The organism is Pseudorhodoferax sp. Leaf274 (assembly GCF_001422445.1).
GTDB lineage: Bacteria > Pseudomonadota > Gammaproteobacteria > Burkholderiales > Burkholderiaceae_C > Pseudorhodoferax.
This window is the reverse complement of record NZ_LMNA01000010.1, coordinates 13,128-36,192: the sequence shown is the minus strand read 5'-3', so window position 1 is coordinate 36,192 and position 23,065 is coordinate 13,128. Positions and strand designations below refer to the sequence as shown.

The window sequence follows — 23,065 nt, the reverse complement described above, 5'->3', positions numbered from 1 at the left end:
AGAACGCCATGGCGCACGACCACGACCACCACGACCGCCACCACGGCCAGGAACCGCAGGACCGCTGGAAGCATGACGGCGTGCGCGTGGTGCCCGGCAACCAGCTGGACGGCAACACCGCACAGACGCCCGGCATGGACCGCAAGGCCGCCATCAACTTCGCGCGCGTGGGCGCCAGCAAACTGTGGGCCGGCACGGTCACCATCCACCCCGACGCCAAGACCGGCGCGCACCACCATGGCCACCTGGAGAGCGTGATCTACGTGGTGCGCGGCCGTGCGCGCATGCGCTGGGGCGAGCGGCTGGAGTTCACGGCCGAGGCCGGGCCCGGCGACTTCATCTACGTGCCGCCCTACGTGCCGCACCAGGAGATCAACGCCAGCGAAACCGAGCCGCTGGAGTGCGTGCTGTGCCGCAGCGACGGCGAGGCGGTGGCGGTGAACCTGGACATCGCGCCGGTGGAGAAGCCGGACACGGTGCTGTGGGTGGACCCGACCCACCCCCACGGCGGGGTCTGATCGCGCGGCCGATCAGCCCCGCTAATGGCCGATGGGATCGCTGCCGCGGCCTGCCGCGGCGCAGCAATCGATCCCACAATCCCGCCACACGAAATCGCGGGAGGGCGGGCATGAAAGTTCTGGTGTTGGGCAGCGGCGTGATCGGCACGACGGCCGCCTTCTATCTGGCCCGCGAGGGGCACGAGGTCACCGTCGTCGACCGCCAGCCGGCCCCGGCCATGGAGACCAGCTTCGCCAACGCCGGCGAGGTCTCGCCCGGCTACTCGGCTCCCTGGGCCGGGCCGGGCGTGCCGGCCAAGGCCGTCAAGTGGCTCCTGATGCACCACAGCCCGCTGGTCATCCAGCCGCTGCTGAGCCCGGACATGTGGCGCTGGGGCGCCGCCATGCTGCGCAACTGCACGGCCGAGCGCTACCGCGTGAACAAGGCGCGCATGGTGCGCGTGGCCGAGTACAGCCGCGACTGCCTGCAGGCGCTGCGGGCCGAGACCGGCATCGCCTACGACGAGCGCAGCCAGGGCACCCTGCAGCTGTTCCGCGAGCAGAAGCAGCTCGACGGCACGGCCGGCGACATCGAGGTGCTCAAGCAGTACGGCGTGCCCTACGAGGTGCTGGACATGGACGGCTGCGTGCGCCACGAACCCGCGCTGCAGGGCGTGCGCCAGAAGTTCGTCGGTGGCATGCGGCTGCCGGGCGACGAGACCGGCGACTGCTTCCTCTTCACGCAGCGCCTGGCCAGGCTCGCCGAGGGGCTGGGCGTGCGGTTCCGCCAGGGCGTCCACGTCCAGGGCATCGACCAGGCCGGTGGCGACATCGCGGGCGTGCGCACCGATGCCGGCCTGCTGCAGGCCGACCGCTACCTCGTCGCGCTGGGCAGCTACTCGCCGCTGCTGCTGCATCCACTGGGCCTGCGGCTGCCGGTCTACCCGGTCAAGGGCTACTCGCTGACGCTGCCCGTCACGGACGCCAGCGGCGCGCCCGAATCCACGGTCATGGACGAGACGCACAAGGTCGCCGTCACACGGCTGGGCGACCGCATCCGCGTGGGCGGCACGGCCGAACTGGGCGGCTTCGACCTGAGCCTGAAGCCTGTGCGCCGGCGCACGCTGGACCATGTGGTCAGCGACCTGTTCCCGCGCGGCGGCGACCTGTCGCAGGCCAAGTTCTGGTGCGGCCTGCGGCCCATGACGCCGGACGGCACGCCCATCCTGGGGCCGACGCGCTACCCGAAGCTGTGGCTGTCGACGGGCCACGGCACGCTGGGCTGGACCATGGCGGCCGGCACGGGCCGGCTCATGGCCGACTGGATCGCGGGGCGCCAACCGCCCATCGACACCGGAGGCCTGAGCCTGAGTCGTTACGCCTAGCGTCAAAGTATCTATTCACAGCGAGATAAAATCCATTGATTTCATGTTAGATTGATTGGAATTTATCTATTCAATCTGAAATTCAATGGCATCCGGCGACGCGCTGTCCGACCAGATCGTCGCCTGGCTGCGCGGCCACGGCAGCGTGGCCACCAGTGCCGAGTTGCAGCGCGCGCTGGGCGTGAGCCAGCCCACCATGTCGCGCGCGCTGGCGCCGTTGGTGCAGGCCGGCACAGTGCGCAAGGTCGGCGCCGCGCGCTCGCAGCGCTACGTGCTGCCGCGCGAGGTGGCCGGCGTGGGCCGCGAGGTGCCCATCATGCGCATCGATGCCCAGGGGCGGCCGTCGCCGTTCGCGCGCATGCTGCCGCTGGAGGGCGGCGCGTTCTGGATCGACGAGGCCGATGGCGTGCACGCACGGCATGACGGCCTGCCCTGGTTCCTGGACGACATGCGGCCGCAGGGCTTCATGGGCCGTACCTTCGCCCATGCGCACCCCGAGCTGCAGTTGGGCAACGACCCGCGCCATTGGAACGACGACGACGTGCTGCGTGCGCTGGCGCTGTTCGGCGACGACCTGCCGGGCAACCTGGTCGTGGGCGAGGCCGCGTTCCAGCGCTTCCATATGCTGGCCGGGCGCGCCTCGCGCGTGGATTCGGCCGCGGAGTACCCGCGCCTGGCGGACCAGGCCATCCAGGGCACGCACCCGGGCTCGTCGGCTGGCGGCGAGCAGCCCAAGTTCTGTACCTTGAACGCGGGCCGGCCGGTGCTCGTGAAGTTCTCGCCGGCGGACGACACGCCCGTGGCCCAGCGCCTGCGCGACCTTCTGGTCTGCGAGCACCTGGCGCTGCACACCCTGGCCGGCGCCGGCATCGCCGCGGCGCGCACGCAGGTCTTTCGCGCGGGCGGCCGCGTATTCATGGAGTCCGAGCGCTTCGACCGCGCGGTGCCTGCGGGCGCTGGCGGGCGGGTCGGTCGCATCGGCATGGTGTCGCTGCAGGTCTACGACGCAGAATACGTGGGCGAGATGGACAACTGGGCCGCCACCGCGCGGCGCATGGCGGCGCGCCACCTGCTGCGTGCCGCCGATGCCGACACGCTGTGTCTGCTGGAGGCCTACGGCGTGCTGATCGCCAACACCGACCGGCACTACGGCAACATCTCGCTGCTGATCGACGCGCGCGGCGACTGGGCGCTGGCCCCGGCCTACGACATGCTGCCCATGCTGTACGCGCCGGTGGGCAACGAGCTGGTCGCGCGCGATTTCACGGCGCGGCCCATGCAGCCCACCGCTGCCACGCTGCCGCGCTGGGGCGAGGCCAGGGCCCTGGCCTTGGCGTTCTGGCAGGCGGCGGCGGTGGACGAGCGCGTGTCCGAAGGCTTCCGGGCCATCGCCGCGGGCAACGCACGGCACCTGGCGCAGTTGCCGGCCTGACCTGGCCCGGCCTGGCCGATGGCTCCCGGCACCTCGTCCAGCCGCTCGAGCGGCAGGCCGTGCGGCTCGATCACGTCGTTCACGGCCACACTCTTAAGGAGCCGTCGCCGGTCCGCTGGTCGTGTTGACGGCCTCGCCAGCGGCCTGCGCCGCCTGGAAGCGCATGAGCAGCGCGTGCAGCATCTCGGTCGACAGGCCGTGGACCACCAGCCGGTGCCCGGCGCGCAGCGTAGAGAGCGGCACCAGCGGGTGCTTGTTGTTGACCAGCACCAGGTGCTCGGGCGCGGCCAGCAGCGTGGCGCAGTAGATGCCGACGGTCTCGTCCAGCTGCAGCGAGTTGGCGGCGCGCCAGAAGTCGTTGTCGGTCAGCAGCAACTGGTAGAGCGGGGTGAACAGCTCGATCGCGCTCTGCAGGTCCAGGAAGTTCAGCCGGCCGCGCGGCATGTCCTCGAGCCTGAGGCCCGGGTCGCGCAGCATGCCGAGGTCCAGGTGTTCGGGCTTGCGCAGCTCCAGCCCCTGGTCGCGCAACGCCTGGTTCAACCGGATCACGAAGTTGAACAGGTTCAGGTCGTGCTTCAAGAACAGGTGGTTGCGCAGCGCGTCGATGTCGGCCGGCTCCAGGGGGCTGGTGGCCACGGGCGCGGGCGAGTTGCGGCCGATGAAGCTGAGCACCTGCGAGCCCAGGTGGAAGTGCCGCAGGATCAGCCAGTTCGCCTCGGGCGACACGAAGCGCTTGAGCCCCCAGACCAGCAGCCCGTGCAGCGCGCCCGAATGCGACCAGTTGCGCGGGAAGAACACCTTGAGCACCTGCAGCAGCACGATGCAGGTGCGTGCCAGCGGGCGCAGGAAGGGCAGCAGGTACTGGCGCGAGGCCGAGCTGGAGTCCGCCAGCCAGGCCGTCTTCACGTCGTCGGGCAGCGGTGTGCTCTGGTCCAGCCACAGCGCCAGCCAAGGGCTGGGGTCGCGGTCGTCGTGGGCGCGCGCGAGGAAGTCCGGCAGGGGCTTCTTGCTCATGGTGCAGTCCGACCTTCGGTCACGTGCTGGAACTGCATCAGGTACAGCGCCGCCGTGTGGCGCGCCGTTGAGACGATCTGCTGCGCGGCGCGGCCATCCTCGTCCAGCGCCATGACCATCTCGACCGCCATGAGCCAGCGTGCGAGGTGGTTCTCGTCGTTGTGGCCGTGGTATTCGAGGAAGCGGAAGGCATCGGGCGGCAGGGGCAGGCCGGCCCTCAGCAGCGGCAGCAAGGCCGGCACGATGCGCTGGCCCGTGCCCTCGATGATGTAGATCGCGCCCAGCAGGCCGAACGGGTCGGGCGTGGCGGCCAGCCGGTGCAGGTAGGCGTTGAGCGCCTCGCCGCCCGGGTTGCGGCGCAGCGCATCGATGTCGGCGATGGTGCCGCCCGCCCGGCGGTAGTTGTCGAACAGGATGCGGAAGTCGTTCTGCTCCTCGCCCGCATGCAGGCCGATCAACGATGCCAGGCCCTGGTAGGGCGCGCTCAGCGAGGCCGCGCCCTCGCGCATCCACAGGCTGCCTTCGCGCACCTGGGGAACCCAGTGCTCCATCCAGTGGAGGTAGTCGGCAACGCCGAAACGCCTGTCGCGGATCTGCCGCACGAGCGGCGTGCGCCACACGTCGGAGCGGTAGCCGTGCCAGATGGACGCCAGCTCGGTCAGCAGGTCGCGCAGCGGCGCCGGGGCGGTCGCCGGGTCGTGCGGCTGGGCGATGCTGGCCTCGTCCGGCGCCGCCACGCGCGCAGGCGGGCGCGCTGGCACCGGGGCATCGGCTTGCTGCACCTCCAGCAGCATGTAGGCCGCCATGAAGCGGCCCGACTCGGGCACGTAGCAGAACAGCTGCTGGCCGGCCTTGAGTTCGCGCGTCTGCAGGAACTCGGCCAGCATCACGAGGATGGAGGCCGCGCCCGTGTTGCCGCGCCAGGCCAGGTTGCTGTACCAGCGCTCGCGCGGGATCGCCAGGCCCGCCTTGTCCATGAGGTCTTCGACGACGGGGATGAACTTCTCCGACGAGTAGTGGCACAGGAAGTGGTCGACCTTGGATGGGTCGAGCCAGCCGCCGTGCACGAGCTGCGCGTACTCGTGGATGCCGATGTCGAACAGGTGCGGCAGCAGCCGGATGTCCTGGCGCAGCGAGAGCGCGCCGGCCGCCTCGGCATCGGTCCAGGAGTCGAAATCCAGGTGGCCGCGCGCGCGGTCTTCGGTCAGGCCCAGCTGCATGCAGACCGGGTAGTCGCCCGAGAACGCGCGCTGGTGGACCCACTTGAGCTGCAGCCGCAGGCCGGGCGCCTGGGGCAGGGCGGCCTGGCTGTCGGAGAGCAGCAGCGCGCCGGCGCCGTCGGACAGCATCCAGCGCAGGAAGTGCGCGTCGAAGTCGGTCTCGTAGCCGCGCGCCGCGAAGCGCGAACGCTTGAACAGCCGCGAGGGCATCTCGGCCGCCACCGCGAGCGCGGCGCGGTGCGCGCCCAGTTGCACGCCCTGCGCGGCGGCCTGGATGGCCGACACACCGGCCGCGCAGATGCCGTGCACCGACAGCGTCTCCATGGGCGGCGCGGCAAGCTCGCCCTGCACCATGTTGGCGAAGCCCGGCATCAGCGTGTCGCCGCCCGAACTGCCGGTGGCCAGCAGCGAGACGTCGGAAAGCGTGCTGCCTGCGCGCTGCAGGCAGTCGCGCACGGCGTGGGCCGCCATCTGGGCGTTGCTGAAGACGGTGCGGCCCTCGGTGTCGATCGCGTAGTAGCGCTGCTGGATGCCGTTCTCCGCCAGGATGCGGCGCTGGATGCGCGAGGACATGCGGTTGAGCGGCGCGATGTAGGCGTCCATCTGCGCATTGGCCACGGGCTCGCCGGGCATGAAGTAGCCGGCGCTCTGGACGAAGACGCGGTCGAAGGTGACGGGCATGTTATGGGTCAGTTGTTGTGGGCCGGCATCAGCGAGCGGCTGCGGTAGCGCGGCAGCAGGCTGCCGAGCACGAAGACGCGCAGCATATAGGGCACGAGCCCGCCTTCGTTCAGGGCCGGGTGCACGCGCGCGCGGTAGTGCGCATGGTGCAGGCCGCGCAGGGCCGACCAGTGCGCATGCGGGTGTTCGTGGTGGGCCGTGTGCAGGCCGATGTTGAACAGCAGCGGGTTGAGCCAGCCCTCGAAGTTGCGCGCGTAGTTGAGCTGGCCCTGAGGCTGGCGCCCGGCCGCGCTGCCGTCGGCATGGGCGTGCTGCAGGTAGTTGGTGGCCAGCAGCCAGTGCAGGCCGTGCAGCTGCGGCAGGATCACGAACAGCAGCGCCTTTTTCCAGTCCAGCGCCAGCAGCAGCGCCCAGGACCCCAGCCACACGGCGTACTGCGCCATGCAGTAGCGGAAGGCGCCTGGCTGGTGGCGGTGGAGCCTGGCCAGCCAGCGCAGGAACAGCGGGTACAGCACCCAGGCCGCCTGCAGCGGGTGCAGCAGGTAGCCCAGCAGGTGGTTGGTGTCGCCGCCGAAGCGGTAGGTGCGCGCCACGTCTTCGGGGCCATGCCGGTGGCGGTGGTGGTTGGCCACATGGGCAGGCCAGAACACGAAGCTCGGGTGGCCTTGCAGCAGCGTGATCCAGAGGTCGGTGGCGCGGTTGGTGCGGCGCCCGCGCCACATGCGCAGGTGCGTGTGGTTGTGGTGGATCACGCCGATGCCCAGCGTGAGGAACAGCATCAGCGCGTAGAGCAGGGCGTTGAAGCCGTGCACCCACTGCCAGGCGGCCAGGGCCGGCAGTGCGGCCAGGTAGAGCAGGCTCTGCCAGTCGCTGCGGTGGCGCAGCCGCGGCAGCAACTCAGCCCTGCTGCGCACGCCGCTCCTGCCTGCGCCGCCAGGCAGCGATCTGCGGATCGGCCGCATCGGCCGGCAGCCGCGTACGGAACAACCGATCCATGAATGTGAACTGAAAACCGTAGTTGCCCGCATGCGCCGCATGGTGCAGGTGGTGGCGCCGGCTGGCCGCGAACCAGTGGCCGTACGACACGCCCGTGAAGAAGTCGTAGTTGGCGTGGCCGATGTTGTTGAGCACCAGGCTGAACACCGGCACCGAGGCCAGCGCCCAGAAGCTGAAGTCGTGCAGCACCATGGGCAGCAGGATCACGTTGCCCAGCATGGCCGCCTCCACCGGGTGGAAGCTGTAGGTGGACCACGGCGTGCTGACCATGGAGCGGTGGTGCGGGCCATGGAAGCGCTTGAGCCAGCGCGTGTGCAGCAGCCGGTGGTTGATCCAGAAGTGGACGTCGTTCCAGACCACGAGCACCAGGATCTCCAGCGCGATGCGCCAGCCGCTGGGGTCGACCGCGAAGCGGGCCCAGCCCAGCTGCAATAGGCCCCAGGGGAAGACCATGCCCAGCCCGAAGATCAGCACCGAGGCGCCCGACTGCAGCAGTTCGCGCCGCAGTTGCTCGGACGTGACCGGCCGCGGGTCGAGCACGCGGCCGATGCCCAGCGCGGGCAGCAGATGCCGCGTGAGCAGCCAGTTCAGCGCGCCGAACACGAGGTAGATGCCGCCGAAGAACAGCAGGCCCCAGGCCATGACGGCCGGCATCGACAGGGATTGGAAGGCTTGGCCCATGGTGGTGCGGGCCGAAGGATAGCCCAGCGCCTGGCCCGCCGGCGCTCAGAGCGTGCCCAGCACCTCGTCCAGCCGCTCGACCAGCAGGTCCGCATGCTCGCGCTGGAACACCAGCGGCGGGCGGATCTTGAGCACGTTGGCGTCCGGCCCGGTCGCGCTCAGCAACACCTGGCGCTGGCGCAGGCCGTTGACGACCTTGGCCGCCTGGGCCGTGGCCGGCGCGCGCGTGGTGCGGTCGGCCACGAGTTCCAGGCCCACGAACAGGCCGGCGCCGCGTGCCTCGCCGACGATGGCATGGCGCTGGCCCAGCGCTGCCAGTTTCTCGCGCAGGTAGTTGCCCACGTGGAGCGCGTTGGCCTGCAGGCCGTTCTGCTGGATCACGTCGAGCACGGCCGAGGCCGCGGCCATCGAGACCGGGTTGCCGCCGAAGGTGTTGAAGTAGCGGCTGGCCTGGCCGAAAGCCTTCATGACCTCGGGCCGCACGGTGAGGCCGGCCACCGGGTGGCCGTTGCCCATGGGCTTGCCCATGGTCACCATGTCGGGCACCACGCCGTGGCGCTCAAAGCCCCAGAAGGCCTCGCCCGTGCGGCCGAAGCCCGGCTGCACCTCGTCGGCGATGAAGACGCCGCCGGCCGCGTGGATGGCCTCCACGGCCTCGCGCAGAAAGCCCGCCGGCGCCGTGAACACGCCGTCGCTCGAGAACACGGTGTCCACGAGCAGCGCGGCGGGCTTCAGGCCATGCGCCTGCAGGTCGGCGATGGCCGCGCGCACGCCATCGGCGAAACGCTTGCCGGTCTCGGCATCGCCGCCCGTGGGTGCATCCACCAGCCGCACGTTGTCGCCGATGCGCACGTACTGCCCCAGCGAGGGCGAGGCGCAGGCGATGGCCGCCGTCACGCCGTGGTAGGCGAAGCGCGTCACGATGAGGCCGGTGCCGCCCGTGTGCGCCGTGGCGATGCGCATGGCCAGGTCGTTGGCCTCGCTGCCCGTGCAGGTGAAGGTGGCGTGGCCGAGTTCGGGGGGCATGGTGGCCAGCAGGCGCTCGGCGTAGTCGAGGATGCCCTCGTGCAGGTAGCGCGTATGGGTGTTGAGCACGGAGGCCTGGCGCGCGATGGCCTCCACCACCTCGGGCCGCGCATGGCCCAGCGGCACCACGTTGTTGTAGGCGTCCAGCCAGGGCGTGCCGGCCTGGTCGTAGAGCCACACGCCTTCGCCGCGTACGGGATGGAAGGGTTCCTCGTAGAACAGCCGGTAGGCCGGGCCCAGCAGGCGCGCGCGGCGCGCGAGCATGTCGGCGGTGGAGGTCTCAGGCATGGGTGGTCTCCTGGATGCGGCAGGCGGCGTGGATGGCGTCCTGCACCTGTTCGGGCGTCAGGTCGGCGCAGGCCTGCAGCCTGGCCCACGACACCGCGTTGTTGCGCATCAGATAGGCTGCGTTGTCCGGTTGGCGGGCAGCGCGCCAGCCGCTGATCGCCACCACCATGGACAGGCGTGCGCGCACGAGGTCGAGCAGCGCCAGGGTCTCGGCATCGGCCAGCGGCGACACCGCGTGGTAGTCGGCCGCGAACCGCGCGATGGTGGCCAGCGCGTCGCCTTGCTCGTCGATGTGGTACGAGGCCGCGACGGCCAGGTCGTCCACGAGCGGCGCGTGCACCATGTCGCCGAAGTCCAGGATGCCGGAGACACGGGCAGGATCGGCCGGGTCGACCAGCAGGTTGTAGAGGTTGAAGTCGTTGTGGATGGGCTGGCGGCGCAGATCGGCCAGCCTTGGCTTGGTGCGCTGCGCGAAGCCGTCGAGTGCGGCCTCGGCCAGCGCGCGGCGGGCCGGGTCGGCCACGTGCACGAGCAGCGGGCGCACGCGGTCGGCGCGCTGGATGTCCCAGGGCAGTTCGCGCGCAGAGGCAGGGTGCTCCAGGCTGGCCAGCGCGCTGTCGAGCCGGGCCAGCATGCGCGCCACGCTGCTGCGCTGCGCGGCCGAGCGCGGCGCCTGCGGCATGGGCAGGCCTTCGAGGTAGATGAAGACCCGGGCCACGCGCGTGCGGCCTTCGGCATCTTCGATCTGCACCGAGGGCGCGCCTTGCAGGTCGGGCAGCAGGCGCTGCACGGGCAGGGCGGAATCGGTGCGCGCGACGTGCAATAGCGCCTGGGTCTGGAAGTCCGCCACGAGTGGGTCTTCGTCGGGGTGCGAAAGCTTGAGCATGCAGCGCGCGCCACCGCCGGCCGGTTCCAGCAGGAAGTTGGCGTCGCGCTCGCCGGTGAGGGGCTTGAGCCGGCCTTGCATGCCGTAGAGGCGCTGTAGTTGGTCGGCTGCCCAAGCGGTGGCGACCGGGGCCGGCGGGGCGGTCAGCACTGCGGCTTCCGGCAGGGCTGCGCGGATGGCGGCGTCGAGGTCTTCGGTGCTCATGTCGTTGCCTTGTTTTCGGTGCGCGAGCGTTGTGGCCCAAACGGCAGGCGGCGCAGACACGCGTTCTCCGGGGCACGCTCGCGCCGACCGGTGGCTGTTGAAGGGGGTTGTGCTCGCTCGCCAACGGCGTGCCTCGCCAGCCATCTCTGGGCCGCGAATGGCCCCTGCGCCCGCATGTCAGCACCACCTGCCTCACGTCGTGCGCATGCGAAGGCGCGCGAGCGGTGCGCGCCTGGTGAGCAGCTGTGGCCGAGGGCGGTGGCAGTGGGCGTGCGGGCGCAGGTCCCATTCGCGATGGCGAGATACCGATCTGGCGCGCCAGCGGTGTTCGAGGGCGTGCTTCCCGCAAGCCATTGCCGGTTTCCGCGAGCGTGGGCCGGAGAACGCATGCACGCTGCCGCTGCCTGGGCGCTGCTGTCGATCCCCGCTGCGCAGGGCCCCTCGCCAGGTGCGCTCATGCCGCCACCTCCGTGCCGCCGTGCGTGGCAACGAGGTCGCGCTGCCGGTGGCTGGCGGCACGCGCGCTGCTGTCGATCCCCGCTGCGCGGGGCCCCTCGCCAGGTGCGCTCATGCCGCCCCCTCGAACCCACCCAGCGCGCTTGCCAGGTTGGGCCCCAGGTCTTCCGACAGGTAGCCGCCTTCCTGCACCAGCACGGTGGGCAGGCCCAGGCGCGCGACCTCGCCCAGGATGCGCCCGAAGCCCGCCGTGCTGACGGCCAGCATCTGGTAGGGGTCGTGCTCGTGGGCGTCCAGGCCCAGGGCCACGACCAGCGCGCCCGGCGCGTAGGCGCGGATGGTGGACAGGGCCGTGTCCAGGGCGGCCAGGAAGCCCTCGTCCTGCGTGCCGCGCGCCAGTGGCAGGTTGAGGTTGTAGCCCAGGCCTTCGCCTTCGCCGGTCTCGTGGGCATGGCCCGTGAAGAAGGGCGTGCAGAAGTGGGGGTCGCCGTGCAGCGAGACCGTCAGCACGTCCTTGCGGCGCCAGAAGATGCCCTGCGTGCCGTTGCCGTGGTGCACGTCGATGTCCAGGATCGCCACGCGGTCGTGCTTGCGGCGCAGGTGCTGGGCCGCGATGGCCGCGTTGTTGAGGTAGGTGAAGCCGTTGGCGCGGTCGGCGTAGGCGTGGTGGCCAGGCGGGCGGCACAGCGCGTAGGCGGCGCGTTCGCCGTCCAGCACCAGCTGGGCCGCGTGCGTGGCCACGTGGGCCGACCAGGTCGCGGCATGCCAGGTGTGGCGGCCGATGGAGCAGGCCATGTCGCCCATGTGGTAGCCGGCCTGGCCGACCAGGCTGTCGGGGTAGGTGAAGGGCTGGCCCGGGAACGGGTGCACGTTGGGCATCACCTCTTCGGAGGCGCCTTCGAGCTGCTGCCAGCGCTCCCACGCAGTCTCCAGGAAGCGCAGGTACTGCGGCGTGTGGATGGCGGCGCGCGGGCCGGGGCCGTGGTCCTCGGGCGAGATGACTTCGTGGCCCTGGGCGCGCGCGGCGTTCAGCAGCAGCGTGCCGCGTTCGGGTTGCTCGTTGCTGCGCTTCATGCGGCCGCGCACGATGAACTGCTGCGGGTCGTGGCCGGTGTGCTGGTCGCTGTAGATGACTTTCATGGAGGTCTTTCAGTATTGGGGTTCGACGGTCCAGCTGATGGGGATCTCGGCCACGCTGGCCGAGGCGGGCAGTTCGAGCGCCATGCGCGCGATGCGCGCGATGTCTTCGGGCCGCGTGGCCTGCTGCTGCTGTTCGAGCGGCAGGCCGGCCACCATGTCGGTGGCGACGAAGCCAGGGCACAGCGCCGTGCAGCGTACGCGCGCTTCGGCGCCGCAATGGCGGATGCCATGGGCCAGCGAGAGCACGGCCGCCTTGCTCAACGCGTAGAGCGAGGCGTCGGCATTGCGCACGCGCTTGCCTGCCAGCGAGGCCATCACCAGCACCTTGCCTTCGCGTGCCGCCAGCAGATGTGGCCAGGCCTTGCGCGTCAGGCGCAGCGGCGACTTGACGTTGACCTCCAGCAGCCGGTCGACCTCGTCGTCGTCCGCCGCGACGACAGAGCGGGTGCTGAGGATCCCTGCGTTGTGCACGAGCGCGTCGATGCCGCCGAAGTCGCGCACGGTGGCGGCCACCCAGTCGGTCTCGCTCTGCTTGTCTTCGGCGTCGAAGCGGTAGACGCGCAGCTGGTTGGCGCTGTAGCCGGCATAGGCGTCGGTGGCGCTGCGCGCGCCCACGCTCACGCGCCAGCCGTGGGCCAGCAGTTCGCGGGCGATGGCCAGGCCGATGCCGCGGGTGCCACCGCTGACCATGGCGATGGGGGCGTGTTCGTGCGCTCGGCCAATGTTTGTGGTGGGACCGCGCATCTCAGTTCTTGAACAGGCCGCTGGCATGCGCCTTCGCATCCTCGAGGTGGAAGCGCAGCGCGTGCTGCACGGCGTCCACATCCCGTTTGGCCAGCGCATGGGCAATCGGCCGGTGCGTCTCCGCCAGCGCCTTGAGGTCGCCATAGCTGTCCTCGCTCAGCGCGAGGAACATGCGCACCTCGGTCTGCATGTTGTCGAACAGGCGGTGCAGGTAGTGGTTGCCCGACAGCGCGCTGATGGCGAAGTGGAAGTCCAGGTCCAGCGCCACGCGTTCGTTGGAGGCCAGGATCTCGGCACGGGCCACCATGTCGTCCACGCGTGCCTCCATCTGCGCCAGTTCGGCATCGCTGGCGTGCTGGCAGGCCAGCGCGGCGCCCAGCAGTTCGAGCTGGATGCGCACCTCGTAGAGATCGTTCACCTGCTTGGACGAGACCGTGCGCACCGCGAAGCCGTGGCGCGGGCGCGAGACCAGCAGGCCCAGGCTTTCGAGGCGGCGCGCGGCTTCGCGCACGGGTGCGCGGCTCACGCCCATCTGGCGCGCGAGTTCGGCCTCGACGATGCGGTCGCCGGGCGCGATGCGGCCCGACAGGATGGCCTCCTGCAGCTGCGCCTCGACCACGCCGACCAGGTCGGGCACCTGGATCGACGAGAAGGCGGGCGGTGCGGCGGCCTCGAGCCGGCTGGATGTCATGGTGTGCTCCCTTTGTCTCTTGCTGTGTCTGTCTGGATCATGCGGGCCGGCGTGCCCTGGCGAGGTACACCCCGGCAATGGCGATCAGCGCCATGCCCACCAGCGCCAGGGCGTCGGGCGGGCGCTGGAACCACAGCGTGCTGATCAGCACGGCCAGCAGCAGCTGGACGTAGTTGAGCGGTGCCAGCGTGGCCGCGCCGACGCGGCGGAACGCGGCCAGCAGCAGCAGCTGGGCGCTGCCGCTCACGGCGCCGCCCGCGACCAGCAGCGCCATCTCGGGCCAGGGCGGCAGCGTGACATGCGGCATGAACAGCACCGGGATGTTGGTCACGACCAGGCAGGCCAGCGCCATGTGCGCGAACTGCACGGGCCCGGGCACCAGGCCCGAGAGCCGGCGCGTGAGCACCTGGAACACCGCATAGCAGACGGCCGACACGGCCATCAGCAGGGTGCCCACCAGCGGCAGGCTGCCGCCCGGTCGCACGATGCACAGCATGCCCGCGAAGCCCAGCAGCACGGCCGTCCACTGCGCGCGGCCCACGCGTTCGCCCAGCAGCCAGGGCGACAGCGCCACCATGATCAGCGGCGCCGTGAAGTAGATGGCCGTGGCCTCGGCCAGCGGCATGGTGACCAGCGCCGTCATGAAGCAGGTGGCCACGATGGCCAGCGACACGCTGCGCGCCGTCAGCAACTTCTGGTGCGGCTGGCGCCACAGGCGGAGGTCGCCATGGCGCAGCAGCAGCACGAGGGCCAGCGTGCCGATGGCGGTGTAGCGCCCCAGGTTGACGACGGCCGGCGCGTAGTGCGCCACCATCTGCTTGGCAAACGCGTCGTAGGCCGCGAACAGCACCAGCGCGCCCAGGAACAGCGCGATGCCGGTGGCGGCGCTGTCGCTGCGCGGCAGCGGGGCCGTGGCCTGGGCCGTGCTCACCGGGGCGCCTTCGGCTGCGCCTGCGGCGCGCGGCTCTTTGGGCGGCCGGGCGAGGCGCATGCCGCCGATGCCGTCATGCCTGCAGGCCTTCGAGGAAGGCGTCCAGCGCCGCGCCGATGGCGTCCACCATGTAGCCGCCTTCCTGCACCACCACGGTGGGCAGGCCCAGCGCACGCACGCGCGCACCAGCCAGGCGGAAGGCCTCCATGTCGAACTGCAGCACGCTGATGGGATCGTCCTTGTAGGTGTCGAAGCCCAGCGGCAGCACCAGCGCCTGGGGCTGGAAGCGCTCGATGGCGGCCACGGCCTGGTCCAGCGCCTGGGCGAACGCGGCGTTGCCGCTGCCGTGGGGCAGCGGCAGGTTGAGGTTGCAGCCCTCGCCTTCGCCGGTGCCGCGCTCGTGCGCGTAGCCCGTGTACCAGGGGTAGTAGTTGGAGGGATCGGCGTGCGTGGAGATGGTCAGCACGTCGCCGCGGCCGTAGAAGATCTGCTGCGTGCCGTCGCCGTGGTGGGCGTCGATGTCGAGCACGGCCACGCGGGCATGCGTCTGGCGCAGCGTAGCGGCTGCGATGGCGCTGTTGTTCACATAGCAGAAGCCGGCCGCGCGGGCGCGCTGGGCGTGGTGGCCGGAGGGCCGGCACAGGGCATAGGCCACGCCGCCCGCGCCCTGCACCGTCTGGGCCGCGGCCAGTGCGGCATGGGCCGAGCGCAGCACCGAACGCCAGGTGTTCGGGCCGATGGGGCAGGACAGGTCGCCCACGTACCAGCCGGTCTGCGCGAGCATGGCAGGCGAGGGGCACGCGCCCTCGCGCGGACCGTGCGGCGACATGTTGGGCAGCACCTCGATGCCGGGCTCCAGGCCGAACGACGCGATCTTCTGCCAGCGCTCGAACGCCGTCTCCAGGTAGTCCAGGTAGTCGGTGGCGTGGACGAGCTCCAGCGCCTGGCGGCCGGCCTCGGGTGGCGCGGTGACGGTGATGCCGCGCGTGGCCAAGGTGCCCATCAGCGCCTCGGCGCGCGTGGGCAGGTCGGCAGGCTTGCAGATGCGGCCCACGCGCATGTATTGCTGCGGGTCGTGCAGCAGCTGGTCGTCGGAGAAGAAGGCTTGCATGGTCATGCCTCCATTTCGGCGTCGAAGCGGTCCATGGCGCGCGTGAAGCGTGCGAACAGGTCGTCGAGCTCGGCCGCCGTGATGATGAGCGGCGGGCACAGGCCGATGCTGTCGCCCATGGCCCGCACGATCAGGCCCTGCTCCAGTGCCAGCGCGGCGAAGCGGTAGCCTGCCTTGCGGTCGGCCGGGAAGGGCTGGCGCAAAGCCTTGTCGGCCATGAGCTCGATGGCGCCGATCAAGCCCACGCCGCGCACGTTGCCGACCCAGCGGCGCTCGGCGAAGGCGCGCAGGCCGGCCTGGAACGCGGGCGCCAGCGCGCGCACGTGGTCGATGATCTTCTCGTCCTCGTAGACCTGCAGCGTCTCCAGCGCCACGGCGCAGGCCACCGGGTGGCCCGAGTAGGTGTAGCCGTGGCCGAAGCTGCCCAGCTTGCCGCTGTGGGCGGCGATGGCGCTGTGCACCTTGTCGTTGACCATGACGGCCGAGATCGGCACGTAGCCCGACGACAGCGCCTTGGCGCAGCACAGGATGTCGGGCTGGATGCCGAGCGTTGTCGAGCCGAACATGTTGCCGGTGCGGCCGAAGCCGCAGATCACCTCGTCGGCGATCATGAGCACGTCGTACTTGCGCAGCACTGCCTGCACCTTCTCGAAGTAGCCGGCCGGCGGCACCAGCACGCCGCCCGCGCCCATCACGGGCTCGGCGATGAAGGCGGCCACGGTCTCCGGGCCCTCGGCCAGGATGCGTTCTTCCAGCTGCGCGGCCAGGCGGGTGGAGAAGTCCTGCTCGGTCTCGCCGTCCTGTGCGTAGCGGTAGTGGTGCGGGCAGTCCACGTGCAGGAAGCGCGCGGCGGGCGCGGTGGCGATCGGCAGGTCGAAGTCGCGGTGGTTGCCGTCCAGCCCGCCCAGGCTGGCCGCGGCCACGGTCACGCCGTGGTAGGCGTTGCGCCGCGCGATGATCTTCTTCTTCTCAGGCTTTCCGATGGCGTTGTGGTAGTACCAGACCATCTTCACCGCGCTGTCGTTGGCCTCCGAGCCCGAGTTGGCGAAGAACACGCGGGCCATGGGCACGGGCGCCAGCGCCAGCAGCTTCTCGGCCAGGTCGGCCACGGCCACGTTGGTGCGCTGGTTGAACGTGTGGTAGTAGGGCAGCGTGTCCAGCGCCTTGGCGCCGGCAGCGGCCAGGCGCTTGTTGGAGAAGCCCAGCGAGGCGCACCACAGGCCCGACATGCCCTCGACGTAGCGCTTGCCCTGGTCGTCGACGACGTGGATGCCGTCGCCACCGACGATCACGAGCGGCGGCGTCTGCGGCAGCGTGGCCAGGTTGGTGTAGGAGTGCAGGTGGGTGGCGACATCCTTGTCGCCGGTGCTCAGGTCTTTGGCCATGGGGCTCCTCTTGTGGTTGTCAGCGCAGTTGCGCCAGGTTGTCTTCGGTCTGCCGCGCGATGGCCTCGGGGCCGGTGCGCGTGGCGATGTGGGGCGTGACGGTGATGCGCGGGTGGTGCCAGAACGGGTGCGCCGGCGGCAGCGGTTCCTCGACGAAGGCGTCCAGCACGGCCGAGGCGATCTGCCCGCTCTCCAGTGCGGCGAGCAGGTCATCCTGCACGAGCTGGGCGCCGCGGCCGGCGTTGACGAGCCGCGCGCCGCGTGGCAACTGGGCGAACAGCCCGGCGTTCAGGATGTTCTGCGTGTCCTCGGTCAGCGGCAGCAGGCAGACCAGCGTGTCGCAGCCGGCCAGGAATTCGGCCCGCGCGGCGTCGCCATGGAAGGCCTCGACGCCTTCGGGCAGCCCGCTCTTGGGGCTGCGGCTCCAGCCGCGCACCGGGTAGCCGATGGCCAGCAGCGCGCGCGCTGCCGACTGGCCCAGCACGCCCAGGCCGGCGATGCCCACGCGGTGCCGGCCCGGCGGCACGACCGGCGATTCTTCCCACGCGGCACGGCGCTGGCTCTCGATGAAGCCACCCATGTGGCGCTGGCCGTGCACCACGGCCCAGGCCACGTAGGCGTTCATGCCGGCGGCCATCTCGGCGTCGACGATGCGGCGGATGGGCACGTCGGGCAGAGAAGTGTCACGCGTGATGTGGTCGGTGCCGGCGCCCACCGACTGGATCAGGCGCAGCCTGGGCATGCGGGCCAGCAGGCCGATGGGCGGGGACCAGCAGACCACGGCGTCGATGTCGGCGAGGGCGTCGAGCTCCTGCACCTCGGTGTCGATGCGGTGGAGCCTGGCCTGCGGGAAGCGCGCGCTGAACGCGGGGCGCAGGTAGTCCATGGCGATCTGGTCGGAGACGAGGGCGATGTTCAGTGGCATGGTTGGATCTTCCCGCATGGGTGTTGCGGCCCAGACGGCAGGCGGCGCAGACACGCGTTCTCCGGGGCACGCTCGCGGGCGGCGTCGGCTGCTGGAGCGCGTGGTGCACGCTCGCCGATGGCGTGGCGCGCGGGCCATCTCTGGGCCGCGAATGGCCCCTGCGCCCGCATGTCAGCACCACCTGCCTCACGGCGTGCTTGTGCGAAGGCGCGCGAGAGCAACATCAGCTGCACGCCACCGCCTCGCCAGCAGCCGCCGACAAGCGCGGCTGCGCCTCGATCAGCGTGCGCGTGTAGGCGTGCTGCGGATCCGCCAGCACCTTGGCGGTCTCGCCGTATTCGACGATCTGGCCGCGCTGCATCACCGCGATGTGGTCGCACATCTCTCCGGCCACGCGCAGGTCGTGCGTGATGAAGACCATGGCCAGCTGGAAGCGCTCGCGCACCTCGGCGAACAGCTTCAAGACCTGGGCCTGCACCGACACGTCGAGCGCGGAGACGGGCTCGTCGGCCACCAGCAGCTGCGGCTCCATGGCCAGCGCGCGGGCGATGCCGATGCGCTGGCGCTGGCCGCCCGAGAACTCGTGCGGAAAGCGGTCCAGCGCCTCGGGGCCCAGGCCCACCAGCTGCAGCAGCTCGGCCGCACGGGCCAGCGCTTTCTCCTTGGACAAGCCCTGCGCGATGGGCCCCTGCGCAATCGCCGCGCCGATGCGGTGGCGCGGGTTCAGCGAGGCGTAGGGGTCCTGGAACACCATCTGGATCTTGCCCTGCGTCTGCTGGCGGAACTGCGCGCCCGCCTGCAGCGCGCGGCCCTTGAACAGGATGCGCCCGCTGTCGAACGGCGCCAGGCCCACGATGCAACGGCCCACGGTGGACTTGCCCGAACCCGACTCGCCCACCAGGCCCAACGTCTCGCCGCGCCGCACGTCGAACGACAGGCCGCGGGCGGCCTCGACGCGGCGGCCCTTCTTGAACAGGCTGCCGCCCGTGACGTAGGTCTTGCGCAGGTCCTGCACCTGCAGCACGTGCTCCACCTCGCGTTCATCGGCGGTGGTGCGCACCTGGCCGTTCGGGATGGCGGCGATCAGCTTGCGCGTGTAGGCGTGCTGCGGGCGGGCCAGCACGGCGGCGGCCGGGCCGGCCTCGACCACCTGGCCGGTCTGCATCACCACCACCTGGTCGGCGATCTCGGAGACCACGCCGAAGTCGTGCGTGATGAACAGCACGGCCGTGCCCTTGCGCTGCTGCAGTTCGCGGATGAGCTTCAGGATCTGCGCCTGCGTGGTCACGTCGAGCGCGGTCGTGGGTTCGTCGCAGATCAGCAGGGCTGGTTCCAGCACCAGCGCGCAGGCGATCATCACGCGCTGGCGCTGGCCGCCCGACAGGCGGAAGGGGTAGCTGTCGATCAGCAGCTCGGGCTCGGGCAGGCCCACGTCGGCCAGCGCCGCGAGGATGCGCTGGCGCTTCTGGTGGGCCGACAGGCTGACGTGCGCATCGAACACCTCGGCGATCTGCTCGCCGATGCGCATGACCGGGTTCAGCGCCGTCATGGGTTCCTGGAACACCATGCCCATGCGCCGGCCGCGCAGTTCGCGCAGCTGGGCTTCGCTGAGCTGCAGCAGGTCCTGGCCGTCGAACAGGATCCTGCCGGCCACGGGCTCCACATGCGGGCGGGGCAGCAGGCCCATGATGGCGTTGGCGATCATGGATTTGCCCGAGCCCGACTCGCCCACCACGCACAGCGTCTGGCCCGGCAGCAGCTGCAGCGAGGCGCCCTGCACGGCCAGTTCACGGTCGGCGCCCCGGGGCAGGCGGATGTCCAGGCCCTGGATGTCCAGCACGGGGAGTTCCATCTTTTCCATTTTCATTTGCCCCTCCCATCGGCGCGTGCGTTGAGTCCGTCGTTCAGGCCTTCGCCGACCAGGTTCAGCGCCAGCACCGTGAGCAGGATGGCCAGGCCCGGGAACACCGCCATCCACCAGGCCTGGCGCAGCACCGTGCGGGCCGAGCCGACCATGTAGCCCCAGCTCATCTGGTTCGGGTCGCCCAGGCCGAGGAAGCTCAGGGACGATTCGAGCAGGATGGCCGTGGCCACCATCAGCGAGGCCATGACCACGATGGGCGAGGCCGCGTTGGGCAGGATCTGGGTCAGGATGATGCGCGGCGTGGACTGGCCTGCGAGCTGGGCGGCCGCCACGAAATCGCGCTGGCGCAGCGTCAGGAACTCGCTGCGCACCAGGCGCGCCACGGGCGGCCAGGAGACCACCGCGATGGCCGCCACGATGGAGCCGACCGAGGGCTCGAAGATCGCCACCAGCACAATGGCCAGCGCGAAGCTCGGCACGGCCTGGAACAGCTCGGTGAAGCGCATCAGCGTGGCGTCGACCCAGCCGCCGAAGTAGCCCGCGATGGCGCCGATGGACACGCCGATCAGCAGCGAGACCACGGTGGAGACCACGCCGATCAACAGCGACACGCGCGCGCCGGCGACGATGCCCGAGAAGATGTCGCGCCCCATGGTGTCGGTGCCCAGCGGCAGGCCTTGCTCGGCCATCGGCACCGCGAACGGCATGCCGACCATGTCCCAGGGGTTGTTCTGGGCGATGAAGGGGCCCAGCGCCGTGACCAGGGCCACCAGCATCAGCACGACGAGGCCGAAGACCGCGCCCTTGTTGCGGCAGTAGCGCCGCCAGAAACTGCTTTTCATGGTGTGTTGCTCCTCAGCCGAGCTCGATGCGGGGATCGACCAGCGTGTAGACGAAGTCGGTGATCAGGTTGAACAGCACGGCCATGGCCGCGGTGAACAGGAAGCAGCCCAGCAGCAGGTTGTAGTCGCGCTGCAGCAGCGCGTCGAACATCAGCCGGCCGATGCCGGGCCAGGCAAACACGGTCTCGGTCAGCACGGCGCCGCCGATCATGCCGCCGGCCTGGATGCCGGCCAGCGTGACCACGGGCAGCAGCGCGTTGCGCAGGATGTGCTTGCGCTGGATGCGGCCCGGGTGCACGCCCTTGGCGCGCGCGGTCTTGACGAAGTCCATCTGTGCGACCTCCAGCATGGAGGCGCGCGTCATGCGGGCATAGACCGCCATGTAGAACAGTGCCAGCGTGAGGGCGGGCAGCACCAGGTGCTGGGCGATGTCGAGCACCTTGGCCATGCCGGTGAGGTCGGCGCCCACGGTGAAGAAGCCGAAGGCCGGCAGCAGGTCCAGCTGCACGGTGAACAGCAGCACGGCCATCATCGCGAGCCAGTACAGCGGCGTGGCGTAGAACACCAGCGCCACCACGGTGATCAGGCTGTCCTGCCACTTGCCGGCGTTGCGGCTGGCCAGCGCACCGAGCACGATGCCGAACAGCAGCGACAGGCCGAAGGCGGTGCCCGTGAGCAGCAGCGTGGCGGGCAGGCGCTCCAGGATCAGGTCGACCACGGGCTGCTGCTGGCGGTAGGAATAGCCCAGGTCCAGCTGCAGCACATGGCCCAGGTAGTTGGCCAGCTGCGTGGGCAGCGGCTGGTCGAGCCCGAACTGCGCGCGCAGCTGGGCCACGAACTGCGGGTCGGACGCACCGGCCTCGCCGGCCATGATGGAGACCGGGTCGCCCGGCGCGGCGCGCACCAGCATGAAGTTGGCGGTCGCGATCACCAGCAGGGCCAACAGGCCTTGCAGGATGCGCACGGACATGAACTGGAGTCGTTTCATCGCAAGCTCGGGTTCGGGCATGCGGCGGCCCGGCCCGGCCAGGCCACCGCATGCGGGGATGGGAAAGTCAGGCCAGCTTCACGCGTCCCAGGCTGTCGTTCAGGCCGATGCCCGAGCTGACGACGTTCTGGATCTTGTTGCGGTACAGCGTCGGGAAGTTGATCTCGTGCAGCCAGGCCACGGGCACCTCGTCGACCAGGATCTTCTGGGCTTCCAGGTAGATGGCCTTGCGCTTGGCCGGATCGCCCTCCTTGGCGCCGGCGGCGAACAGCTCGTCGATCTTGGCGTTGGTGTAGCCGGACACGTTGTTGAACGGCGAACCCTTGGCGATGTTGTCGCTGGTGTAGTTGCGGCCCACGCCGAGTGCCGGGTCGCCGTACTGGTAGACGTAGGTGAAGGCGAGGTCGAAGTCCCACTCGTTGCAGCGCTGGTTCCAGCCGGCCACGTCGGTGGCGACCATCTCGATCTTGACGCCGGCCTGCGTGAGGTTCTGGCGCACGATCTCGGCCTGGCGCTGCCAGGACTCGCCGTAGGGCAGGGGCAGCAGGCGCAGCGTCTCGCCCTTGTAGCCCGATTCGGCCAGCAGCTTCTTGGCCTTGGCCAGGTCGCGCGGGTACTTGGCCACGTCGTCGCTGGCGAACGCGATGTGGCTGTTGAACGGGCCGGTGGCCGGTTTGGCGAAGCCGTACCAGGCGATCTTGGCCATGGCCTCGCGGTCGATGGCGGACCAGATGGCCTGGCGGAACTTCACGTTGTCCATCGGCTTGGTGCGGTTGTTGATCCACAGCCAGCTGTGCGGCGCGAAGAACTCCCAGCCCTTGGTGGTGACGGCGGTGCCCGGCAGCTTGGACAGCCGGCCCACGTCGAAGTACTCCACCGTGCCGCCCGGGGCGATGTCGACCTTGCCGGACTCGAAGGCGGCGGCGCGCGCCGCGGCGTCCGGGATCACATGGAAGTACACGCTCTCCACGCTGACGGCGCCGGCCTGGTGGTAGTTCTCGTTGGCCACGAGATGGATGTACGAGCCCTTGGCCCATTCCTTGAACTTGAGCGGGCCGGTGCCGATGGGCGTGGCGTTGGCTGGGTTGGTCAGGAAGTCGGTGCCTTCGTAGACGTGCTTGGGCACCATGGGCATGGTGCCGTTCTCGAAGATGCCCAGGAAGGGGCCGAACGGCTGCTTGAGCTTGAACTCCACCGTGAGCGGGTCGAGCGCCTTGATCGATTCCACATGCGCCAGGCTGGCGCGAAAGCGCGCATGCGTCTTGCGCAGGAACACGTCGCACGAGAACACCACGTCGTCGGCCGTGAAGGGCTTGCCGTCGTGCCACTTCACGTTCGGCTTGAGCTTGAAGACGTAGGTCTTGCTGTCCGGGCTCACCGTCCAGGAGGTCGCCAGCTGCGGCTGGGGCGCCAGCTTCTCGTCGTAGCGCAGCAGGCCTTCGTAGATGTTGCCGGCGATCAGCTGCGTGGGGCCGTTCTGCACGATGCCCATCATCAGGCCCGGCGGCTCGGGCTGGACCAGCACGTTGACGACGCCTTTCTTGGCCTGGGCCAGGCTGTGCAGGGGCACCCCGGCGATGGACAGGCCGAGGGCAGCGGGGACGGCTTGGATCAGGTGGCGGCGTTTCATCGGTGCAGACCTTTCGATGTGTGGGGAAGGGCGGGGAAGCAGGGAGGA

The 23,065-nt window shown here is 70.4% G+C and carries 20 protein-coding genes; 3 read left to right on the top strand and 17 right to left on the bottom strand.

Annotation, left to right across the window (positions count from 1 at the left end; genetic code table 11):
• Nucleotides 1-8: 8 nt before the first annotated feature.
• The 3 genes from ASF44_RS13525 (at nucleotide 9) to yjjJ (ending at nucleotide 3,314) form a co-directional block, all read left to right on the top strand.
• Nucleotides 9-518, top strand: a complete 510-nt coding sequence (locus tag ASF44_RS13525) for a cupin domain-containing protein (protein WP_056899753.1) — start codon at nucleotides 9-11, stop codon at nucleotides 516-518.
• A gap of 110 nt (nucleotides 519-628) precedes the next feature.
• Nucleotides 629-1,882: a D-amino acid dehydrogenase gene (locus ASF44_RS13520; RefSeq protein ID WP_056899752.1), complete on the top strand. Its 1,254-nt coding sequence runs from the start codon at nucleotides 629-631 to the stop codon at nucleotides 1,880-1,882.
• Between the two features lie 85 nt (nucleotides 1,883-1,967).
• Nucleotides 1,968-3,314 (top strand): type II toxin-antitoxin system HipA family toxin YjjJ, encoded by a 1,347-nt coding sequence (yjjJ, locus tag ASF44_RS13515; RefSeq protein WP_056899751.1) that lies wholly within the window; start codon nucleotides 1,968-1,970, stop codon nucleotides 3,312-3,314.
• A 93-nt stretch (nucleotides 3,315-3,407) separates the two neighbouring features.
• Here yjjJ and ASF44_RS13510 read toward each other — a convergent pair whose 3' ends face one another.
• From ASF44_RS13510 to ASF44_RS13430, 17 genes are all read right to left on the bottom strand, one after another.
• The gene (locus ASF44_RS13510) at nucleotides 3,408-4,328 is read right to left on the bottom strand and encodes a hypothetical protein (protein WP_056899750.1); all 921 of its coding nucleotides are present in this window, start codon (nucleotides 4,326-4,328) and stop codon (nucleotides 3,408-3,410) included.
• Nucleotides 4,325-6,229, bottom strand: a complete 1,905-nt coding sequence (locus ASF44_RS13505; RefSeq protein WP_056899749.1) for a StlD/DarB family beta-ketosynthase — start codon at nucleotides 6,227-6,229, stop codon at nucleotides 4,325-4,327. Before ASF44_RS13505 ends, ASF44_RS13510 begins: the two co-directional genes overlap by 4 nt.
• Nucleotides 6,230-6,237: 8 nt before the next feature.
• On the bottom strand, nucleotides 6,238-7,143 hold the full coding sequence (locus ASF44_RS13500) for a fatty acid desaturase (protein WP_056899748.1): 906 nt from the start codon (nucleotides 7,141-7,143) through the stop codon (nucleotides 6,238-6,240).
• Nucleotides 7,127-7,906 (bottom strand): sterol desaturase family protein, encoded by a 780-nt coding sequence (locus tag ASF44_RS13495; RefSeq protein ID WP_056899747.1) that lies wholly within the window; start codon nucleotides 7,904-7,906, stop codon nucleotides 7,127-7,129. The genes ASF44_RS13500 and ASF44_RS13495 overlap by 17 nt, the downstream gene beginning before the upstream one ends.
• A gap of 45 nt (nucleotides 7,907-7,951) precedes the next feature.
• A complete protein-coding gene (locus tag ASF44_RS13490; protein ID WP_056899746.1) occupies nucleotides 7,952-9,220 on the bottom strand; it encodes an aspartate aminotransferase family protein in 1,269 nt (422 codons plus the stop codon).
• Nucleotides 9,213-10,310: a phosphotransferase gene (locus tag ASF44_RS13485; protein ID WP_056899745.1), complete on the bottom strand. Its 1,098-nt coding sequence runs from the start codon at nucleotides 10,308-10,310 to the stop codon at nucleotides 9,213-9,215. The genes ASF44_RS13490 and ASF44_RS13485 overlap by 8 nt, the downstream gene beginning before the upstream one ends.
• A 567-nt stretch (nucleotides 10,311-10,877) precedes the next feature.
• Nucleotides 10,878-11,906 carry a histone deacetylase family protein gene (locus tag ASF44_RS13480; protein ID WP_056899744.1) on the bottom strand — a complete coding sequence of 343 codons (1,029 nt, stop codon included), beginning with the start codon at nucleotides 11,904-11,906 and terminating at the stop codon, nucleotides 10,878-10,880.
• A 9-nt stretch (nucleotides 11,907-11,915) separates the two neighbouring features.
• A complete protein-coding gene (locus ASF44_RS13475) occupies nucleotides 11,916-12,596 on the bottom strand; it encodes an SDR family NAD(P)-dependent oxidoreductase (RefSeq protein ID WP_056899743.1) in 681 nt (226 codons plus the stop codon).
• A 55-nt stretch (nucleotides 12,597-12,651) separates the two neighbouring features.
• Nucleotides 12,652-13,341, bottom strand: a complete 690-nt coding sequence (locus tag ASF44_RS13470; RefSeq protein ID WP_056899742.1) for a GntR family transcriptional regulator — start codon at nucleotides 13,339-13,341, stop codon at nucleotides 12,652-12,654.
• Between the two features lie 37 nt (nucleotides 13,342-13,378).
• On the bottom strand, nucleotides 13,379-14,272 hold the full coding sequence (locus ASF44_RS13465; protein ID WP_056899813.1) for a DMT family transporter: 894 nt from the start codon (nucleotides 14,270-14,272) through the stop codon (nucleotides 13,379-13,381).
• 73 nt (nucleotides 14,273-14,345) lie between these two features.
• A complete protein-coding gene (locus ASF44_RS13460; RefSeq protein WP_056899741.1) occupies nucleotides 14,346-15,383 on the bottom strand; it encodes a histone deacetylase family protein in 1,038 nt (345 codons plus the stop codon).
• Nucleotides 15,384-15,385: 2 nt separating this feature from the next.
• A complete protein-coding gene (locus ASF44_RS13455) occupies nucleotides 15,386-16,768 on the bottom strand; it encodes an aspartate aminotransferase family protein (protein WP_056899740.1) in 1,383 nt (460 codons plus the stop codon).
• A gap of 19 nt (nucleotides 16,769-16,787) precedes the next feature.
• The gene (locus tag ASF44_RS13450; protein WP_056899739.1) at nucleotides 16,788-17,693 is read right to left on the bottom strand and encodes a glyoxylate/hydroxypyruvate reductase A; all 906 of its coding nucleotides are present in this window, start codon (nucleotides 17,691-17,693) and stop codon (nucleotides 16,788-16,790) included.
• Between the two features lie 223 nt (nucleotides 17,694-17,916).
• Nucleotides 17,917-19,554: an ABC transporter ATP-binding protein gene (locus ASF44_RS13445; protein WP_082524753.1), complete on the bottom strand. Its 1,638-nt coding sequence runs from the start codon at nucleotides 19,552-19,554 to the stop codon at nucleotides 17,917-17,919.
• Nucleotides 19,555-19,556: 2 nt separating this feature from the next.
• The gene (locus ASF44_RS13440) at nucleotides 19,557-20,399 is read right to left on the bottom strand and encodes an ABC transporter permease (protein WP_056899738.1); all 843 of its coding nucleotides are present in this window, start codon (nucleotides 20,397-20,399) and stop codon (nucleotides 19,557-19,559) included.
• A gap of 13 nt (nucleotides 20,400-20,412) precedes the next feature.
• On the bottom strand, nucleotides 20,413-21,387 hold the full coding sequence (locus tag ASF44_RS13435) for an ABC transporter permease (protein ID WP_056899811.1): 975 nt from the start codon (nucleotides 21,385-21,387) through the stop codon (nucleotides 20,413-20,415).
• 67 nt (nucleotides 21,388-21,454) lie between these two features.
• On the bottom strand, nucleotides 21,455-23,017 hold the full coding sequence (locus ASF44_RS13430; protein ID WP_056899737.1) for an ABC transporter substrate-binding protein: 1,563 nt from the start codon (nucleotides 23,015-23,017) through the stop codon (nucleotides 21,455-21,457).
• Between the last annotated feature and the right edge of the window lie 48 nt (nucleotides 23,018-23,065).

Bases quoted from the DNA above. Each gene is read 5' to 3' on its own strand.
- ASF44_RS13525 (WP_056899753.1), top strand. From the start codon at position 9: ATGGCGCACGACCACGACCACCACGACCGCCACCACGGCCAGGAACCG.
- ASF44_RS13520 (WP_056899752.1), top strand. From the start codon at position 629: ATGAAAGTTCTGGTGTTGGGCAGCGGCGTGATCGGCACGACGGCCGCC.
- yjjJ (WP_056899751.1), top strand. From the start codon at position 1,968: ATGGCATCCGGCGACGCGCTGTCCGACCAGATCGTCGCCTGGCTGCGC.
- ASF44_RS13510 (WP_056899750.1), bottom strand. From the start codon at position 4,328: ATGAGCAAGAAGCCCCTGCCGGACTTCCTCGCGCGCGCCCACGACGAC.
- ASF44_RS13505 (WP_056899749.1), bottom strand. From the start codon at position 6,229: ATGCCCGTCACCTTCGACCGCGTCTTCGTCCAGAGCGCCGGCTACTTC.
- ASF44_RS13495 (WP_056899747.1), bottom strand. From the start codon at position 7,906: ATGGGCCAAGCCTTCCAATCCCTGTCGATGCCGGCCGTCATGGCCTGG.
- ASF44_RS13490 (WP_056899746.1), bottom strand. From the start codon at position 9,220: ATGCCTGAGACCTCCACCGCCGACATGCTCGCGCGCCGCGCGCGCCTG.
- ASF44_RS13485 (WP_056899745.1), bottom strand. From the start codon at position 10,310: ATGAGCACCGAAGACCTCGACGCCGCCATCCGCGCAGCCCTGCCGGAA.
- ASF44_RS13480 (WP_056899744.1), bottom strand. From the start codon at position 11,906: ATGAAAGTCATCTACAGCGACCAGCACACCGGCCACGACCCGCAGCAG.
- ASF44_RS13475 (WP_056899743.1), bottom strand. From the start codon at position 12,596: ATGGTCAGCGGTGGCACCCGCGGCATCGGCCTGGCCATCGCCCGCGAA.
- ASF44_RS13470 (WP_056899742.1), bottom strand. From the start codon at position 13,341: ATGACATCCAGCCGGCTCGAGGCCGCCGCACCGCCCGCCTTCTCGTCG.
- ASF44_RS13460 (WP_056899741.1), bottom strand. From the start codon at position 15,383: ATGCAAGCCTTCTTCTCCGACGACCAGCTGCTGCACGACCCGCAGCAA.
- ASF44_RS13455 (WP_056899740.1), bottom strand. From the start codon at position 16,768: ATGGCCAAAGACCTGAGCACCGGCGACAAGGATGTCGCCACCCACCTG.
- ASF44_RS13450 (WP_056899739.1), bottom strand. From the start codon at position 17,693: ATGCCACTGAACATCGCCCTCGTCTCCGACCAGATCGCCATGGACTAC.
- ASF44_RS13445 (WP_082524753.1), bottom strand. From the start codon at position 19,554: ATGGAAAAGATGGAACTCCCCGTGCTGGACATCCAGGGCCTGGACATC.
- ASF44_RS13440 (WP_056899738.1), bottom strand. From the start codon at position 20,399: ATGAAAAGCAGTTTCTGGCGGCGCTACTGCCGCAACAAGGGCGCGGTC.
- ASF44_RS13435 (WP_056899811.1), bottom strand. From the start codon at position 21,387: ATGAAACGACTCCAGTTCATGTCCGTGCGCATCCTGCAAGGCCTGTTG.
- ASF44_RS13430 (WP_056899737.1), bottom strand. From the start codon at position 23,017: ATGAAACGCCGCCACCTGATCCAAGCCGTCCCCGCTGCCCTCGGCCTG.